14 protein-coding genes and 2 tRNA genes are annotated in these 16,414 nt (G+C 62.6%); 11 read left to right on the forward strand and 5 right to left on the reverse strand.

Annotated features, from left to right (window positions below; translation table 11 throughout):
• Positions 1–2: 2 nt before the first annotated feature.
• From AC1DD5_RS04895 to AC1DD5_RS04905, 3 genes are all read right to left on the reverse strand, one after another.
• Positions 3–797, reverse strand: coding sequence for an ABC transporter ATP-binding protein (locus AC1DD5_RS04895; protein ID WP_442017133.1), 795 nt, complete (start codon positions 795–797; stop codon positions 3–5).
• A gap of 105 nt (positions 798–902) precedes the next feature.
• Positions 903–1,616, reverse strand: coding sequence for a response regulator (locus tag AC1DD5_RS04900; RefSeq protein WP_477520693.1), 714 nt, complete (start codon positions 1,614–1,616; stop codon positions 903–905).
• A 3-nt stretch (positions 1,617–1,619) separates the two neighbouring features.
• On the reverse strand, positions 1,620–2,804 hold the full coding sequence (locus AC1DD5_RS04905; RefSeq protein ID WP_442017135.1) for a sensor histidine kinase: 1,185 nt from the start codon (positions 2,802–2,804) through the stop codon (positions 1,620–1,622).
• 123 nt (positions 2,805–2,927) lie between these two features.
• Between AC1DD5_RS04905 and AC1DD5_RS04910 the strand changes: the two genes are divergently transcribed.
• The 10 genes from AC1DD5_RS04910 (at position 2,928) to AC1DD5_RS04955 (ending at position 13,503) form a co-directional block, all read left to right on the forward strand.
• Positions 2,928–3,980 (forward strand): 3-isopropylmalate dehydrogenase, encoded by a 1,053-nt coding sequence (locus AC1DD5_RS04910; RefSeq protein ID WP_442017136.1) that lies wholly within the window; start codon positions 2,928–2,930, stop codon positions 3,978–3,980.
• 117 nt (positions 3,981–4,097) lie between these two features.
• A complete protein-coding gene (locus tag AC1DD5_RS04915; protein ID WP_442017137.1) occupies positions 4,098–5,210 on the forward strand; it encodes a branched-chain amino acid aminotransferase in 1,113 nt (370 codons plus the stop codon).
• Between the two features lie 299 nt (positions 5,211–5,509).
• Positions 5,510–6,346 carry an MBL fold metallo-hydrolase gene (locus AC1DD5_RS04920; RefSeq protein ID WP_477520694.1) on the forward strand — a complete coding sequence of 279 codons (837 nt, stop codon included), beginning with the start codon at positions 5,510–5,512 and terminating at the stop codon, positions 6,344–6,346.
• A gap of 39 nt (positions 6,347–6,385) precedes the next feature.
• The gene (locus AC1DD5_RS04925) at positions 6,386–7,162 is read left to right on the forward strand and encodes a fumarylacetoacetate hydrolase family protein (RefSeq protein WP_477520695.1); all 777 of its coding nucleotides are present in this window, start codon (positions 6,386–6,388) and stop codon (positions 7,160–7,162) included.
• A gap of 121 nt (positions 7,163–7,283) precedes the next feature.
• Complete coding sequence (gene gltX / locus AC1DD5_RS04930) at positions 7,284–8,804, forward strand: glutamate--tRNA ligase (RefSeq protein ID WP_477520696.1); 1,521 nt, start codon at positions 7,284–7,286, stop codon at positions 8,802–8,804.
• A 12-nt stretch (positions 8,805–8,816) separates the two neighbouring features.
• Positions 8,817–9,545 carry an HAD family hydrolase gene (locus AC1DD5_RS04935; RefSeq protein WP_442003925.1) on the forward strand — a complete coding sequence of 243 codons (729 nt, stop codon included), beginning with the start codon at positions 8,817–8,819 and terminating at the stop codon, positions 9,543–9,545.
• A gap of 137 nt (positions 9,546–9,682) precedes the next feature.
• Positions 9,683–9,754: transfer RNA gene (locus tag AC1DD5_RS04940), tRNA-Gln, on the forward strand.
• A 127-nt stretch (positions 9,755–9,881) separates the two neighbouring features.
• Positions 9,882–9,954, forward strand: a tRNA-Glu gene (locus AC1DD5_RS04945).
• A 133-nt stretch (positions 9,955–10,087) separates the two neighbouring features.
• On the forward strand, positions 10,088–11,887 hold the full coding sequence (locus AC1DD5_RS04950) for a dynamin family protein (protein WP_477520697.1): 1,800 nt from the start codon (positions 10,088–10,090) through the stop codon (positions 11,885–11,887).
• On the forward strand, positions 11,884–13,503 hold the full coding sequence (locus AC1DD5_RS04955) for a GTPase (RefSeq protein WP_477520698.1): 1,620 nt from the start codon (positions 11,884–11,886) through the stop codon (positions 13,501–13,503). Before AC1DD5_RS04950 ends, AC1DD5_RS04955 begins: the two co-directional genes overlap by 4 nt.
• 8 nt (positions 13,504–13,511) lie before the next feature.
• Here AC1DD5_RS04955 and AC1DD5_RS04960 read toward each other — a convergent pair whose 3' ends face one another.
• Together AC1DD5_RS04960 and AC1DD5_RS04965 are read right to left on the reverse strand one after the other, a co-directional pair.
• The gene (locus AC1DD5_RS04960; RefSeq protein ID WP_477520699.1) at positions 13,512–14,048 is read right to left on the reverse strand and encodes a DUF1697 domain-containing protein; all 537 of its coding nucleotides are present in this window, start codon (positions 14,046–14,048) and stop codon (positions 13,512–13,514) included.
• Between the two features lie 27 nt (positions 14,049–14,075).
• Positions 14,076–14,795 carry an IclR family transcriptional regulator gene (locus AC1DD5_RS04965; protein WP_014922101.1) on the reverse strand — a complete coding sequence of 240 codons (720 nt, stop codon included), beginning with the start codon at positions 14,793–14,795 and terminating at the stop codon, positions 14,076–14,078.
• A 167-nt stretch (positions 14,796–14,962) separates the two neighbouring features.
• Here AC1DD5_RS04965 and leuC point away from each other — a divergent pair, with 167 nt between their 5' ends.
• A complete protein-coding gene (gene leuC, locus AC1DD5_RS04970) occupies positions 14,963–16,414 on the forward strand; it encodes a 3-isopropylmalate dehydratase large subunit (RefSeq protein WP_477520700.1) in 1,452 nt (483 codons plus the stop codon).

Raw genomic sequence — 16,414 nt, forward strand, 5'->3', positions numbered from 1 at the left:
CCCTAGGCCCCCAGCTTGCCGAGGGCCGTCAAAACTGATTCTGCTGTCGGCTCCTGGATCTCGCCTACCAAGCCGCCGTCGCTCATCAGCACCACGCGGTCTGCATAGCTTGCGGCGACGGGATCATGGGTGACCATAATGATGGTCTGGCCCATCTCCTGGCTGCTGCGACGCAGGAGCGCAAGCACTTCGCCGCCGGCTTTGGAGTCCAGGTTGCCGGTCGGCTCGTCGCCAAACACGACGTCGGGACGCGTCAGCAGCGCTCGGGCTACGGCGACACGCTGCTGTTGTCCGCCGGACAACTCGTGTGGTCGGTGCTTCAACCGGTCCTTCAACCCGAGGGTGCTGACTACGGTATCCAGCCACGCGGCGTCGGCGGTTGTTCCCGCTAAAGCGAGCGGCAGTGTGATGTTCTGCTCCGCTGTGAGGGTGGGCACCAGATTGAAGGCCTGGAACACGAAGCCAATGCGCTCGCGTCGAAGCGCGGTGAGCTGGCGGTCGTTGAGCCCGGTGAGCTCTGTGCCGCCCAGGACGATCCGTCCGGAGTCCGCCGTATCAAGGCCGGCGAGGCAATGCATGAGCGTGGATTTGCCTGATCCGGAAGGTCCCATGATTGCGGTGAATTTGCCGGCGGCGAAACCCACCGATACCTCGTTCAGGGCCATGACACCTGTATCGCCGCGTCCATAGCTCTTTGTCAGGGCGAAAGCCTCAACTGCTGCGCGTGGCCTGGCTGCATCGGATTCAGCGGGACGGCCGTTGCCTGTTGGGTGGGGGAGGGGCGTGAAAGTTGTCATGTTTTCACGCTATGTGCCGGGATGCGCTGCTGGATCGGGCCAGGGACCCATTCCAGGCAAGGTCAGCTCATACTGTGGTCTGAGACCGAGGCTTAAAGCGATGCGCTAGCTTCCTGGGGCGACCACGCCTGTCTCATAGGCGATGACCACCACCTGCACGCGGTCCCGGGCTCCAAGCTTGGCCAGAATGTGGCCCACGTGGGTCTTCACCGTGGCCTCTGACAGAAACAATCCTGCGGCTATTTCCGGATTGGACTGGCCCTGGGCGATCAGTTGGAAAACCTCGCGTTCACGAGCGGTGAGGCGTTCCACTGCGGCCGCGTGCCCGCTTTGTTCCGACGTCTGCTTTCTGAGCAGCGGAGCGACATGGTCCAGCAATCTCCGCGTAGTGGATGGGGCAATGACGGCGTCGCCACGGTGGACCGTCCGGATGGCCTCCAGCAGTTCCTCTGGGGGAGCGTCTTTGAGCAGGAATCCGCTGGCGCCTGCCTGGATCGCAGCCAACGCATATTCGTCGAGGTCGAAGGTGGTGAGGACCACGATTTTGACCTCCGCCCGCTGGGAGCCCGATGGCTGGGTGGCGGCCTGTTCCAAAATGCGCCGGGTGGCTTCGATGCCGTCCATACCTGGCATGCGCACATCCATCAGGACCACATCCGCTGTGGTGGCGCTGAGGGCCTGGACTGCTTCGATTCCGTTGCCTGCCTCGGCCACCACCTGGAGATCGGCTTGGGAATTGATCAGCATGCCGAACCCCGAGCGGACCAAGTGCTGGTCATCGACGAGCACCACCCTGATGGGTGCGGGGTGTTCAAGCATGGCTTAGGCCTCCGAATAGGGAATGAAAGCGGACACACGGAAACCGCCGCCCTGCAAAGGGCCTGCGGTCAAGGAACCATCGTAGAGCGAGATGCGCTCGGCCATGCCCCGGAGGCCGTTTCCCCCACCCGAGGTGGGCGGATCAGCGGCGGCGCCGCGACCGTCGTCGGCGATGTTCAGCTCTAAGCCGCGACTCTGCCATGTGAGAATCACACTCGCGCCCGCCTGCGGTCCGGCATGCTTGACGACGTTGGTGAGGGCTTCCTGGATGATCCGGTAGGCCGTGAGTTCGGCACCTGCCGGCAGTGCCCGGCGAGGCGTGCCGAGTTGCTCGAAGGAGACTTTGAGCCGGGCAGCACGGAAGCCCAGAAGGAGTTCATCAAGATCGGAAAGCCTCGGTTGGGGCCTTGTCGGCGCCTCCTGGTCCGAGCGCAGCACGCCGAGCAGCCGTCGCATCTCACCGAGGGAATCCCGGCCCGTCGCAGCGATCGTGGCCAGCGCTTCGGTGGCCAGTTCCGGCTTTGCGGCGGCAGCGTACCGGGCACCATCGGCCTGGGTGATGATGACGGACAGGGAATGCGCCACGATGTCGTGCATTTCCCGAGCAATATGGGAGCGTTCATCAGCTGCGGCCAATTGGCGCTCTTGTTGCTGCTCGATTTCAAGGCGTCGGGTTCGGTCCTCGAGGGCCTGGAGCTGGAGCCGCCGTACTCGGGTAAGGTCGCCCAGCGTCCAACTGACCAGCACCAGCATCCAGATGAGGACTGTGTATAGGGCCCCGATCGTTAGGCCCATGATGCCGGACTCCGCGGGGCTCGAGTATTCGCGCGTGGTGAGCATGACGCCGCCCAGCAAACCAAGCAGCAGGACCGTCCGGCTCGCCCATGCCGGTCCATAGGCAGCGGTGGCATAGACGACCAGGGGAACGGCGATTTGGCCGGCCACGGGCTCCGCGCCAATCGCCCACTGGATCAGGCACACCAAAACCACGACGGCGGCCGCGACCACGGGACGCGTGCGTCGCCACGCCAGGGGCAACAGCAGGCCGCAGGAGATGAAAAAGAGCAAGGGGCGGTCGGCCACAAGATAGACGGGTCCGAATAAGAGGACCAGCAAGCACATGGCCGTCATGTCTACCTTGAAGCGGTTGATCCGGAACCATTCGTATATCTCGTGCCTTCTATCCACGGTAAGACTCTATGTGCTGGCTATGGGCCCGGGCGTCATGCCCTGGTCTGATTCGCACCGTTCAAATGTTCGAAGAGTGAGACGATTTTGACCAGCATGTGGATTGCTTGGCTAGATAGACCTATGAGTGCATCGTCCATCAATCTCGCTGTCATCCCCGGCGACGGCATTGGCCCCGAGGTCATCGCCGAAGCCGTCAAGGTCCTCGAAAAGGCTGTCGCCGCAGAAGGTGTAGCCCTTGAGCAGACCCACTACAAGCTCGGTGCCCAGCACTGGCTTGAGACGGGCGAGACCCTGCCGGACGAGGTCCTCGCAGACCTCCGCACGCGTGATGCCATTCTCTTTGGTGCAGTGGGAGCCGCTCCGGGTGACACCAGGATTCCCTCCGGCATCATCGAGCGCGAGATGCTGCTCAAGCTCCGCTTCAGCCTGGACCACTACGTGAACCTGCGCCCGTCACGCTTGTACGGAACCGTCGGGAGCCCACTGGCAAACCCCGGCATCATCGATTTCATTGTTGTCCGCGAAGGCACCGAAGGTCCCTACGTCGGCAACGGCGGCACCCTGCGCGGTGGCACGCCGCATGAGGTTGCCACGGAAGTCTCCCTTAACACTGCACACGGCGTGGAGCGCGTGGTGCGGGATGCATTCCGCCGCGCCAGCGAACGACCACGCAAGCACGTCACTCTTGTCCACAAGCACAACGTCCTGGTCTTCGCCGGACACTTGTGGAAGCGCACCGTTGAAGCTGTGGCCAGCGAATTCCCCGAGGTCACGCACGACTACCTGCACATCGATGCTGCAACCATCTTCATGGTTACCGATCCCTCGCGCTTCGATGTCATCGTCACGGACAACCTTTTCGGCGACATCCTGACCGACCTCGCGGCTGCCGTTACGGGCGGCATCGGCTTGGCGGCATCGGGCAACATCAACATGGACCGCACAGCACCGTCCATGTTCGAACCCGTCCACGGCTCAGCACCGGATATCGCCGGGCAGCAGAAAGCCGATCCCACCGCGGCCATCCTCTCCGCAGTGCTCCTCCTGGACCACCTTGGCTACACCACGGCGGCCCGTAAGATCGAGGCGGCAGTTGTCGCCGACGTCGAAAGCCGCACCGGCGTGCCGCGCACTACTGCGGCCATCGGCGATGCCATTGCGGCCGCACTTTAGGCCCATTTCTCAGGCGTAAGCTTGTGTTGAATTATTTACCTGCTTCCCTGGTCCACCGCCGAACCGCTTCCTCCGGGACCCGTTTCGCGCCACCAGGTAGCTGACTGTGGAGGAAACATGACTCAGACTGCCCACGGCGTCGAATTCAGCCAGCAGCTTTCGGAAACCCCGAAGTCTGCTGAGGAGCGTGCAGCCGTCCTGGCGAACCCAGGCTTTGGCGATTACTTCACCGACCACACCGCCGTCGTCGACTACAAAGTTGACGCCGATGGCAATGGCGGTTGGCAGAACGCCCGGATCGAGCCCTATGGACCTATCTCCCTGGATCCTTCGGCTGCAGTGCTGCACTATGGCCAGGAGATCTTTGAGGGCCTTAAGGCATACCGCCACGCCGACGGTTCCGTGTGGACCTTCCGGCCGGAAGCGAACGCGGCACGCCTGAACAAATCGGCCCGCCGCCTGGCTCTCCCGGAACTGCCCGAGGAATACTTCCTGGGTGCTATCCGCGAGCTCGTGCAGGCTGACAAGGAATGGGTTCCTTCGGGCGACGGTGAAGCCCTGTACCTGCGCCCCTTCATGATTGCCACCGAGGCCTTCCTCGGCGTGCGAGCTGCCCGGGAAGTGTCCTTCCGTGTCATTGCCTCTCCCGCCGGTAACTACTTCGGTGGCGAACTGAAGCCCGTTTCCATCTGGATTTCCCGTGAGTATGCACGCGCGGGCCGCGGTGGAACAGGTGCAGCCAAGTGCGGTGGCAACTACGCCGCCTCCCTCATTGCCCAGCAGGAAGCTGAGGCCAACGGCTGCAAGCAGGTACTTTTCCTGGACCACTTCAACGACGACGCCGTGGAAGAACTCGGCGGTATGAATGTCTTCTTCGTCATGAAGGACGGCTCGCTGGTTACTCCCGCACTGACCGGCACCATCCTGGAAGGTGTGACCCGTTCTTCCGTGATCCAGGTTGCCAAGGACATGGACCGCGAGGTTTCCGAGCGCAAGATCACGCTCGATGAGTGGCGCGATGGGGTAGCTTCAGGCGACATTGTTGAAGTCTTCGCTTGCGGTACGGCAGCAGTGATCACCCCGATCGGTGTCCTCAAGGACGCCACGGAATTCATCGGATCCGAGGACGCAAAGGCTGGCGAAACCACTATGGCCATCCGCCAGCAACTCCTGGGAATCCAGACCGGCACCGTGGAGGACACCCACGGCTGGCTGACCCGCCTGGTCTAATACGGCATAACTGAAGCGAACGACGGCGGCCCTTCTGCTTGGTGACAAGCGGAAGGGCCGCCGTCGTCATAGCCGGATGTTCTCTCACATCCTGACCGTCTGGCGGGATCGTTCTATCACTTCCGGACGGTTTGGCGCGGATGTTCGCTCACATCCTGACAGGGGTGGCACCAAAGGCCCGGTCCGCCGTCGAAGTTCAATTGAGCGAGCATCGGTGAAAAACGCCCCGGATGTGAGAGAACATCGCCGGAAAAGGCCCCGGATGTGAGAGAGGATCGGAAGTGGTGCAAGATGGGACAGTGACTTCAGAATCAATGGAGACTTCCAACGACTCACCTGCCGGCGACTACACCTCTTCACGTGCCGGCACCTCTGCGCTGCAACGGAGCAGCGGCCTCACCCGCTTCCGGCTGGCACCGAATCCCGGCCCGATGAGCCTGGATGGCACCAACTCGTACGTCATCGGCACCGCCGATTCCGGCCACGTTGCGGTGGTGGATCCTGGCCCGGAAGACGAAGGGCACTTGGCCGAGCTGGCAGCGTCAGGCGTGGTGGACGTCGTGCTTATTACGCACCGGCACGCTGACCACACAGCCGCGTCAGCCAGGTTCCATGAACTGACAGGTGCTCCGGTCAGGGCTGCTGCCGCGGAGTACTGCCACGGCGGAGATCCCCTCGTGGACGGCGAAGTCCTCCACGCCGGCGGAGTGGAGATCCGTGTCCTGGCAACGCCTGGCCACACATCGGATTCCCTCTGCTTCCATCTCCCCGCAGACGGTCCCACAGGCTCCGTCCTCACCGGCGACACCATCCTGGGCCGCGGCACCACGGTGCTGGACTACCCCGATGGCCGCCTGGGCGATTACCTCGCCAGTCTGGACCGACTCGAATCGCTGGGCCCGGCTACGCTCCTTCCCGCCCATGGCCCGGTGCTCGCTGCCCTGGACGCCAAATGCCGCGAGTACCGCGAACATCGCCACCAGCGGCTCGACCAGATCCGGGCTGCCCTTGCACGGCTCGGCCAGGACGCGCCGATTGCCGCAGTCACGGATGCGGTGTATCCCGACGTCGACCCTTCCGTCAGATGGGCGGCTGAGACTTCGGTTGCGGCGCAGTTGGATTACCTTCGAAGCTAGCGGGCAAACGCCCAAGCGCTGGACGGTAGGCTTGAGCCCATGCGTATCGCCCGGTTTGTAGTTGATTCTGATCCCCTTTATGGCGTTGTTGAAGGCGAGCCCGGCAGTGAGGAAATCACTGTCATCAACGGCGACCCCTTCTTCAATGGCGTCGAACGTACCCACGTGAAGCACAAGCTTGAAGATGTGCGGCTCCTTGCCCCGATCATTCCGCGTAGTAAGGTGATCGGCGTTGGGCGTAACTTCGCCGAGCATGCTGCGGAGCTGGGCAATGAGGTTCCGCAGCATCCATTGCTCTTCCTCAAGCCGAACACCTCGGTCATCGGGCCAAACGATCCGATCGTCCTCCCGGAGTTCTCCGATGAGGTCTCCTTCGAAGCGGAGCTTTGCGTCATCATCGGCCGTATCTGCAAGGACGTTCCCGAGGAACGTGCCCACGACGTCATTTTTGGTTACACCTGTGGAAACGACCTCACAGCCCGGGACGTCCAGAAAACCGATCTTCAGTGGGCCCGCGCCAAGGGCTTTGACACCTCCGCACCGCTGGGCCCATGGATCGAAACCGATCTCGACCACGAGGACTTGTCCATCCAGGGCCGGCTCAACGGTGAACTCCGTCAGGACGGCAGCACCAGCCAGATGATCCGGGGCGTGCGCGAGCTCGTCTCGATCGTTTCGCATGCGTTCACCCTGCTTCCAGGCGACGTCATCATGACGGGAACCCCGGCCGGTGTCGGCGTGGTCAGCGAGGGCGACCGCTTCGAAGTGGAGATCGAAGGCATCGGGCGTTTGTCCAACCCGGTGGTTCGCCGCTAGCGGCCGGGCCAGAGCATAAGGCCCGACGGCGGCACGAGCCTTTCGTACGAAAGGCGCGGGCCGTCGTCGAGCCTTTCGGACGGGGAACCGGGGCGATATCAAGCGGTAAAGTTGAAGCACTATGACTACTGCTTCTGCGTCCAGCGCTGCCTCCAGCGCCATCCCTGCCGTCAACGCCGAGACTCCAGTCCGCGTCCGCTTCTGCCCGTCGCCTACGGGAACGCCGCACGTTGGCCTGATCCGGACCGCCCTGTTCAACTGGGCCTACGCGCGCCATACCGGTGGCAAGCTGATCTTCCGCATTGAGGACACGGACTCTGCCCGCGACAGCGAGGAGAGCTACCACCAGCTGTTGGATGCCCTCAAGTGGCTCGGCATCGACTGGGATGAGGGCGTGGAGGTAGGCGGACCGCATGAGCCGTACCGCCAGTCACAGCGCGGAGACATCTACCAGGACGTCATCGCCAAGCTCAAGGCCGGGGGACACGTCTACGAGTCCTACTCCACGCCGGACGAGATCGAAGCCCGCCACCGGGCAGCTGGCCGCGACCCCAAACTTGGCTATGACGGCTTCGACCGCCACCTGACCGAGGAACAGCTTGCCCAGTTCAAGGCCGAAGGCCGGGAAGCCGTGCTGCGCCTTCGCATGCCGGACGAGGACCTGACCTTCAACGATCTCGTCCGCGGCGAGATTACTTTCAAGGCGGGCTCCGTTCCCGACTTTGCAGTGGTTCGTGCCAATGGTGCTCCGCTGTACACGCTGGTGAACCCGGTTGACGATGCCCTCATGGGCATCACGCACGTGCTTCGCGGGGAGGACCTCCTGAGCTCCACCCCCCGGCAGATCGCGCTGTATCGGGCGCTCTACGCCATCGGAGTGGCGGAGTACATGCCGGAGTTCGGTCACCTGCCCTACGTCATGGGCCAGGGAAACAAGAAGCTTTCCAAGCGGGATCCGGAATCCAGCCTCTTCCTGCACCGCGAGCGTGGCTTCATCCCTGAAGGCCTGCTCAACTACCTTTCCCTGCTGGGCTGGTCCCTGAGTGCGGACGAGGATATCTTCTCCGTTGAGCAGCTTGTGGCTAACTTCGACATCCACGATGTCCTGGGTAACCCCGCGCGCTTCGACCTCAAGAAGGCCGAGGCCATCAACGGGACCCATGTGCGCCTGCTCGAGCCGGAGGATTTCAAGCAGCGTCTGGTCCCGTACCTCCGTGCCGCAGGTTTCGTGGGGGAGATCCTCACCACTCGTCAGGAGGAGATCCTCGCTGAGGCGGCTCCGCTGGTTCAGGAGCGTATTACCCTGCTCGGTGAAGCTCCCGAGATGCTGGCCTTCCTGTTCAAAGCCGACGACGCGATTGATGTTGCGGATGACGCCCGCAAGGGGTTGCCGGAGAACCTGCCGGAAGTGCTTGACGCGGCACTTGCTGCGCTGGAGCCCATAGAGGAGTGGACCGCTGAGAACATTCAGACGGCGCTCAAGCAGGCCTTGGTCGAGGACCTTGGCATTAAGCCCCGCGCTGCCTTTGGGCCGGTGCGTACCGCTATTTCAGGCCGACGCATTTCTCCGCCGCTGTTCGAGTCAATGGTGATCCTGGGTAAGGATTCCTCGTTGGCCCGCGTTCGCGCGTTCCGGGGCTAGGCGGCAAAGGTCATGGCTATTGCAAGCTCCTTCGGAACTATCCGCGGTGTTCTGTTCGACATCGACGACACCTTGGTGGACCTTGAGTACGCCATGACAACGGCTCTGCGTGATGTCAGCGAACATCTCCTGCCCGGCCTTGACCAGGCCGGGTGGGTGAAGTTCGGCCGTATCTTCACCCACGAAACAACGCATTTCTATGACCGCTACCTTGCTGGGGAATTGACGTTCAATGAGCAACGCCTTTTGAGGGGCCGGGCAGCCTTGGGCCACTTTGGCGTGGAGCTCGGAGACGGTGAGGAATCGCAGTCGTGGGTTGCTGAGTACCATCAGCGGCAGACTGCCTATGTGCGCGCTTTCGACGACGTCGCTGGCGTGCTCGATGCGCTTGACGATGCGGACATTCCGTATGGCGCCGTCAGCAATAACGTTCACGACTACCAGCGGGCAAAGTTGGATGGGGCGGGCTTGTCCAGGATCAAGATCCTTGTAGGAACGGATACGGTGGGCGTGCCGAAGCCGGATCCTGCCATCTACCTGGAGGGCGTGCGGCTGCTGGGGACAGAACCCGGCGAAACACTCTATGTCGGGGACAACCGGCTTCTTGACGCCGATGGCGCGACGGCGGCCGGCCTGATTGGCGTCTGGCTGAACAGGACCGGCGAAGAGGTCGAAGGGTTCGATGGGCGTCAGGTGGATTCGTTGTCGAGACTGCTCGTTACGGCACCCTCGGCCGCCTGACATCCATGTGATGCAGGTAACGGCCCGGCGATTTGTGCAGGTGACAAGACTCCGGTAGAGTCATTACTCGTGCTGAGGGGCACGGAGGAAAAAGCCAAGGGAAACCACGGCGACGAACTCCGGTCCGAAAGTCACTTTGGGATATGGTGTAATTGGCAACACTACGGTTTCTGGTACCGTCATTCTAGGTTCGAGTCCTGGTATCCCAGCTCTGAAATTCCGCGTTATTGCAGCGGAAAATCGGAATTCCACATCGCATAGTCGATTTGGAAGAGAGCTGAAAGTATGAAATACTCATTCAGCTTGTTCGCCGGAAACGGCGACAAAAAAGTGCAAGGCCCCATCGTATAGCGGCCTAGTACGCCGCCCTCTCACGGCGGTAACGCGGGTTCGAATCCCGCTGGGGTCACAAACAATTCCCCCGGAACTTCGGTTCCGGGGGAATTCTTGGTTTAAGCGCATTTTGTCCTATAACCCGACATTCACATTAAGTCGACCCCCGGCTGACCCGCTGACAGTCTGCGGGCTGGCATGATGATGCTGTGACCGCACATGAAGAGCCGCCAAGAGCAGGGGTCAGTCCTGTCACCAGTAAAGCCCAGGCTGATGCTGTCAACACCCTTGAAGCTGCGCGGACGGAACTTGCCGGCGTTGTGTTGCCCCTCGCCCTGCCCGACGCCGAAGAGGGGCGCCACTGGATCAGAGAGACCCTGGCACAGCTCGACGACTACGTGATTCCCCGATACCGCAGCCTGGACGCTCCACTGTTGGCCGTCGTCGGCGGTTCCACTGGTGCCGGTAAGTCGACGCTGGTCAATGCCCTTGTGGGTTACCCGGTGACACGCGCCGGGGCCATCAGGCCCACGACGCGCCAGCCCATCCTCCTTCACCACCCGCAGGACGCGGAGTGGTTTGAGGGCCAGCGCATACTTCCCAACCTGGACCGGGTCAGGGGCCGAGTGTCCGCGGATCCGCTGCCTGCACGTCGAGCCGGTGTCACACCGGATGCCCAGTCGATAGCCTCGCTGGTGCTCCTGGCACACGATCAGGTACCCCGGGGCATCGCGATTCTGGATGCGCCCGACGTCGACTCGATTTCAGATGACAACCGAAGGCTCGCAGGCCAGTTGCTGGCCGCGGCCGACCTTTGGGTGTTCGTGACCACGGCCAACAGATACGCCGACGCCGTCCCGTGGCGCCTGCTCCTGGATGCGGCGTCGCGGGACATCACGGTCGCCGTGGTGCTGGACCGCGTGCCACAGGCAGCCGAGGAAGAAGTCAGGACGGACCTTAAGGCAATGTTGGACCGCCAGGGACTGGCTGGTGCGGAACTCTTCGTGGTGCAGGAAAGCGATTTGGACGATTTGGGAATGCTGCCGGCCGAAGCTGTCAGCGGCTTGCGCCTTTGGCTTGCGAATCTGGCGGCGGATGCCGCCGGGCGAGCGGAGGTCGCGCGCCGCACGCTCAATGGTGCCGTTAACGCCGTGAGTAACCGGTTTGAACGTATTGCAGCTGCGGCTGCGGCCCAGGATGCTGCGGCCCACGAGCTGCGCTCCGTCTGCGTTCACGAATACGACGACGCCCTGCTGCGCATTCTGGATGCAACCAGGGACGGTGCGCTGCTCCGTGGGGAAGTGCTGGCACGATGGCAGGATTTTGTGGGCACGGGTGAATTCTTCCGCGCACTGGAGCAGAACATAGGGCGCATGCGGGACCGGATGGGAGCATTCTTCAGAGGTGAGCCCGCCCCAGCTGTGAAAGTCGAGACCGCGATCGAGACAGGTTTGCAAGCCGTGATTCTTGACGAGGCCGCCAATGCCGCAGAAAACGTCGACAGGCGGTGGCGCTCGGATACGGCAGGCCGCCAGCTCCTGGGTGCAGCTGATCTTTCAGGGACCAGTCCCGGCTTTGATGCGAAGGCCGCTGCCGCCATCCGCTCCTGGCAGGAAGGACTCATGGAACTGATCCGCACGCAAGGTCAGGAAAAACGCACGCAGGCCCGTTGGCTCTCCTTCGGTGTGAACGGGCTCGGCGCAGCACTGATGGTGGTGGTTTTCTCCATGACTGCCGGTTTGACCGGATTGGAGCTAGGCATTGCCGGTGGAACGGCCGTTGTTGGACAGAAGCTGCTTGAAGCTGTCTTCGGTGAAGATGCCGTGCGTCGGCTGGCCCAGCAGGCCAGGGCCGATCTCCATACGTACTGCCAGCGCCTTCTCGACGAGGAGCGGGGCAGGTTCCTCGGCCGGCTGGAGGCCACTGGTCTTGACGCTGACACCGTGCATAGCGGCATGGACCTCGCCCGCCACGCCAAGTCCCTCCGCCGCTTGGCTGGGGCCGCATGAGCCGGCACAGCCAAGTCCGGGAATCGTCTCAACTCCAGCGGCGGCTTGAAGCGCTGAATACAGCACGCGAACTGGCTGAAGGGGTGCTGCCCGAGCAGGAACTGGATTCGGTGTATGAAGTGCTTGAACGGGCCACGTCCAGACGCTCGTTGTCGGCAGGGCACACGGTGGTGGGCTTTTTCGGGGCCACCGGAAGTGGCAAGTCATCCTTGTTCAATGCCGTTTCCAGCAGCAATCTCGCAACCGCGGCAGCCCGTCGGCCCACGACGTCCGCGCCGTTGGCAGGAATCTGGGGCGAGGAAGGCAGCGGGCCGTTGCTGGACTGGCTCGGTGTGCAGGAGCGGCACAGCCTGCCTGGGATGCCCGGCCTGGCCACTGCGGAGAGCGGCCTGATCCTGCTGGACCTTCCCGACTTTGACTCAACGAAAGTGGAGAACCGGGAGGTAGTCCAGCGAATGGTCGGGATGGTGGACGTCCTGGTCTGGGTGCTGGACCCACAGAAGTATGCAGATGCCGCGGTGCACAACGACTTCCTGCGCCCGATGGCCTCCCATGGAGCAGTCACCCTTGTTGTCTTGAACCAAATAGATAAGCTCAATCACGCCGACACCGCTGATGTGCTTCATTCCCTGAAAGGCATCCTGCAGCGCGACGGTCTGGATAATGTTCGGGTCCTGGGCGCCTCAGCCCTGACTGGCGACGGCGTCGACGCCGTCCGTAGTGCTATCAGGGACGTCGTGGTCCAGCGGGAGGCCGCGACTAAGCGCCTGGCTGCCGACGTCGCCAAGTCTGCTGCGGAACTGGCCCAGGTGTCAGGCAACGGCGAGGCCCGCGGCGTCAAGGCAAACACCAAAGCCAAACTCGCGAATGAATTGTCGACGGCGGCCAACGTACCTCTGGTGGTTGACGCGGTGGCGCGATCCTTCAAGAGGGAATCGGCGCGCAGGACTGGATGGCCCGTGACGCGCTGGTTGCTGCGCTTCCGGCCTGATCCCCTGCGGAGGCTGAACCTGGGCAGGCAGGACACCAGGCCCGAGCTCAACCGGACTTCCTTGCCGGTAGCGGGTGCACCTGAACGGGCGAGGACAGATGCCGCCGTGCGTGATTTTGTGGATGAGGCTTCCGAAGGCGCACCGGGCCCGTGGCGGGCGTCCATCCGTGCTGTGGCGAGGGAAGGCCGCGAGCACCTGCCGGATGCCCTGGACCAAGCCATCGCCGGGACGAATCTCAAAACGTCGCAGCGCCCGTTCTGGTGGCTGTTGTTCAACACACTTCAATGGCTGGCACTTCTCCTGGCAGTCGGCGGCCTCGGCTGGCTTGGGGTCTTGGCGGCGCTCGGCTATTTCCAAATGCCCGTCCCGGAGGTGCCCCGGACCGAGGGGTGGCCCTGGCCTACGTTGATGGTGGCCTGCGGAGTGGTTCTGGGGATTGTTCTGGCAGTCTTGGGCAGAATCATCGGCGGCTGGGCCGCGCGTCTGCGCGCCAAAGGCGTGGCCAAACGACTGAAGGCAGCAATAGCTGGCGTAGCTGAGCAGCGCATCGTGGAACCGGTAGAGGTGGAGATTGCGCGCTTGGCCGCATTCAACGCGGCATTAAAAACCGCGCGCACAGGATAGGGATACATCTAGAGATCGGCCGCAGCGTCCCTGACCTTGATAAGGGTCCGAAGGTTCCGCGTAGTGGTGCTGGCCTTGTACCGCGGTTTGGCGGACAGTTTGCTGAAAGGACTATCCAAGGTGCCTCCGGCGGGTGCAAGCCACGCCGAAGCTTCCGGCCCAAGCCGCACCTGTTCCACGCCACCAAGGGCCTCTCCGGACTCAAAGAGTTCGTCCAGCATGGCTTCGTCGGAGGTGAGCGTGATGTAGCTGTGCGTGGCCTTGTCATCGGCGGGGTACGGGCAGGCATCCACGAGTTCGGCCACCCGTGAAGAAGTGAGGACAACAACCCAGGCGTCGTAGCCGAAGGATTCACGAAGGCACTTTTCGAATTGGCCCTTTACATCCTTGATACTCAAGTCGCTCCTCAGGACAACGTTTCCACTCGCCAGAAGCGTCTTGACGTCAGAGAACGGGTAGGCCTTAAGAGCTGACTTCAGGTCCGCCATCTTGATGTTGATCCCGCTGACGTTGATGCCCCTGAGGAATACGGCATAGGTGTTCATGGATGTCCCCCTTCAAAGACAGAAGCCCTAGTCGTTGTTCTTGCGCAAGGCTTCGGTCAGTACCCGTGCGGCATTGCAGACGACCTCCGCATGCAGGCGTCCCGGCTGGCGCGTGAGACGCTCAATCGGACCTGAAATGGAAACTGCCGCAATGACCCTTCCGGATGGCCCACGGACCGGAGCGGAAACCGAGGCGACCCCAGGCTCGCGTTCGCCCAGGCTCTGACCCCAGCCCCGGCGTCGTACTCCTGCCAGGACGGTGGGCGTAAAGCGGGCGTTCTGGAGTCCTTCCAGCAGCCGGTCGTGGTCTTCCCAAGCGAGGAGGACCTGCGCTGCGGAGCCGGCTTTCATGGACAATTGGGTTCCCACCGGAATGGTGTCGCGCAGGCCGATCGGCCGCTCCGCTGAGGCAACGCACACGCGCCAATCGCCCTGCCTGCGGAAAATCTGGGCGCTCTCGCCGGTAGCGTCCCGCAGTTGGATGAGCACTGGCCCCGCGGAAGCGATGAGCCGGTCTTCACCAGCGGCGGATGCGAGTTCCACCAGGCGGCTGCCCAGGACGAACCGTCCCTGGATGTCGCGGCTGACCAGGCGGTGGTGGACCAGGGCCAGCGCGAGCCGGTGAACGGTCGGCCGGGCAAGGCCCGTAGCCGCTACAAGTTGTGCGAGTGTCGTCGGGCCGGCCTCGAGGGCATCGAGTACTTGGGCCGCTTTATCAATGACACCGACTCCACTAGAATTGTCCATGTAATGATATTGCCGTCTCAATATCTGAGATGCAAGTTGTTTCACTGGCTTATTTTGTGGCCCTGCTGCTTCAGTGGTTAGAAGAGCTCAGTGGGTTAGATGAGTTCAGTGGTTAGAAGAACAGTTCAGTGGATGAACATCCAACTTTCAGTGAAGGGAGCAAGGCCGTGGGAAAGACACTGGCCGAGAAAGTCTGGGACGCACACGTAGTGCGCAAGGGTGAAGGCGAAGGAGCCAATGCCCAGCCCGACCTTCTTTTCATTGACTTGCACTTGGTCCACGAAGTGACCTCCCCGCAGGCTTTCGAGGGGCTCCGCCTGGCTGGCCGCAAGCTCCGCCGCGCCGACCTCACCATTGCCACGGAGGACCACAACACTCCCACGCTGGACATCGACAAGCCCATTGCGGACCTCACCAGCCGCACGCAGATTGAAACGCTGCGCGCCAACTGCAAGGAATTCGGCGTCCGCCTGCACTCGCTCGGCGACAAGGAGCAGGGCATCGTGCACGTCGTGGGTCCGCAGTTGGGTCTTACCCAGCCGGGCATGACGGTGGTGTGCGGCGACTCGCACACCTCCACGCACGGCGCCTTCGGTGCGCTGGCCATGGGCATCGGAACCTCTGAAGTCGAGCATGTCATGGCAACCCAGACACTGTCTTTGAAGCCCTTCAAGACGATGGCCATCAACGTTGAAGGGACGCTGCGCCCTGGCGTTACCGCAAAGGACATCATCCTGGCCGTCATAGCCAAGATCGGTACCGGTGGGGGACAGGGGTACGTCCTGGAATACCGCGGATCCGCCATCCGGGCGCTGTCGATGGATGCCCGCATGACCATCTGCAACATGTCCATCGAAGCCGGCGCTCGTGCAGGCATGGTGGCTCCGGACCAGGTCACCTACGACTACATGCAGGGCCGTCCGCATGCACCCGAAGGCGCTGACTGGGACGCCGCCGTCGAGTACTGGAACACGCTGCACACCGACGCCGACGCCACGTTCGATGTCGAAGTGGACCTTGACGCCAACACCCTGGAGCCGTTCGTCACCTGGGGCACCAACCCCGGCCAGGGCATTTCGCTCTCAGCCAAGGTTCCGTCCCCCGAGGACTTTGGCGACGAAAATGCCAAGGCTGCCGCCGAGCGCGCCCTCCAGTACATGGGACTTGAGGCAGGCACACCCATGAAAGACATCCGCGTGGATACGGTGTTCCTGGGCTCCTGCACCAACTCCCGTATTGAGGACCTGCGTGCTGCCGCTGACATCATCCGTGGCCGCGAGAAGGACCCGGATATTCGCATGCTCGTAGTTCCGGGCTCCGCTCGTGTCCGCCTCGAAGCCGAAGCCGAGGGCCTGGACAAAGTCTTCAAGGATTTCGGTGCCGAATGGCGTTTCGCCGGTTGCTCGATGTGCCTGGGCATGAACCCGGACCAACTGGAACCGGGAGAGCGCTGCGCATCGACGTCCAACCGCAACTTTGAGGGCCGCCAAGGCAAGGGTGGCCGTACGCACCTTGTCTCACCCGTGGTGGCTGCCGCGACAGCTGTTCGCGGAACGTTGAGCTCGCCCTCGGACCTTGAGCCGGCTTCGGCAGGCGCACTGACCGGAATCGCAGTCTAG

It is taken from the genome of Paenarthrobacter sp. 10L420 (assembly GCF_056395385.1).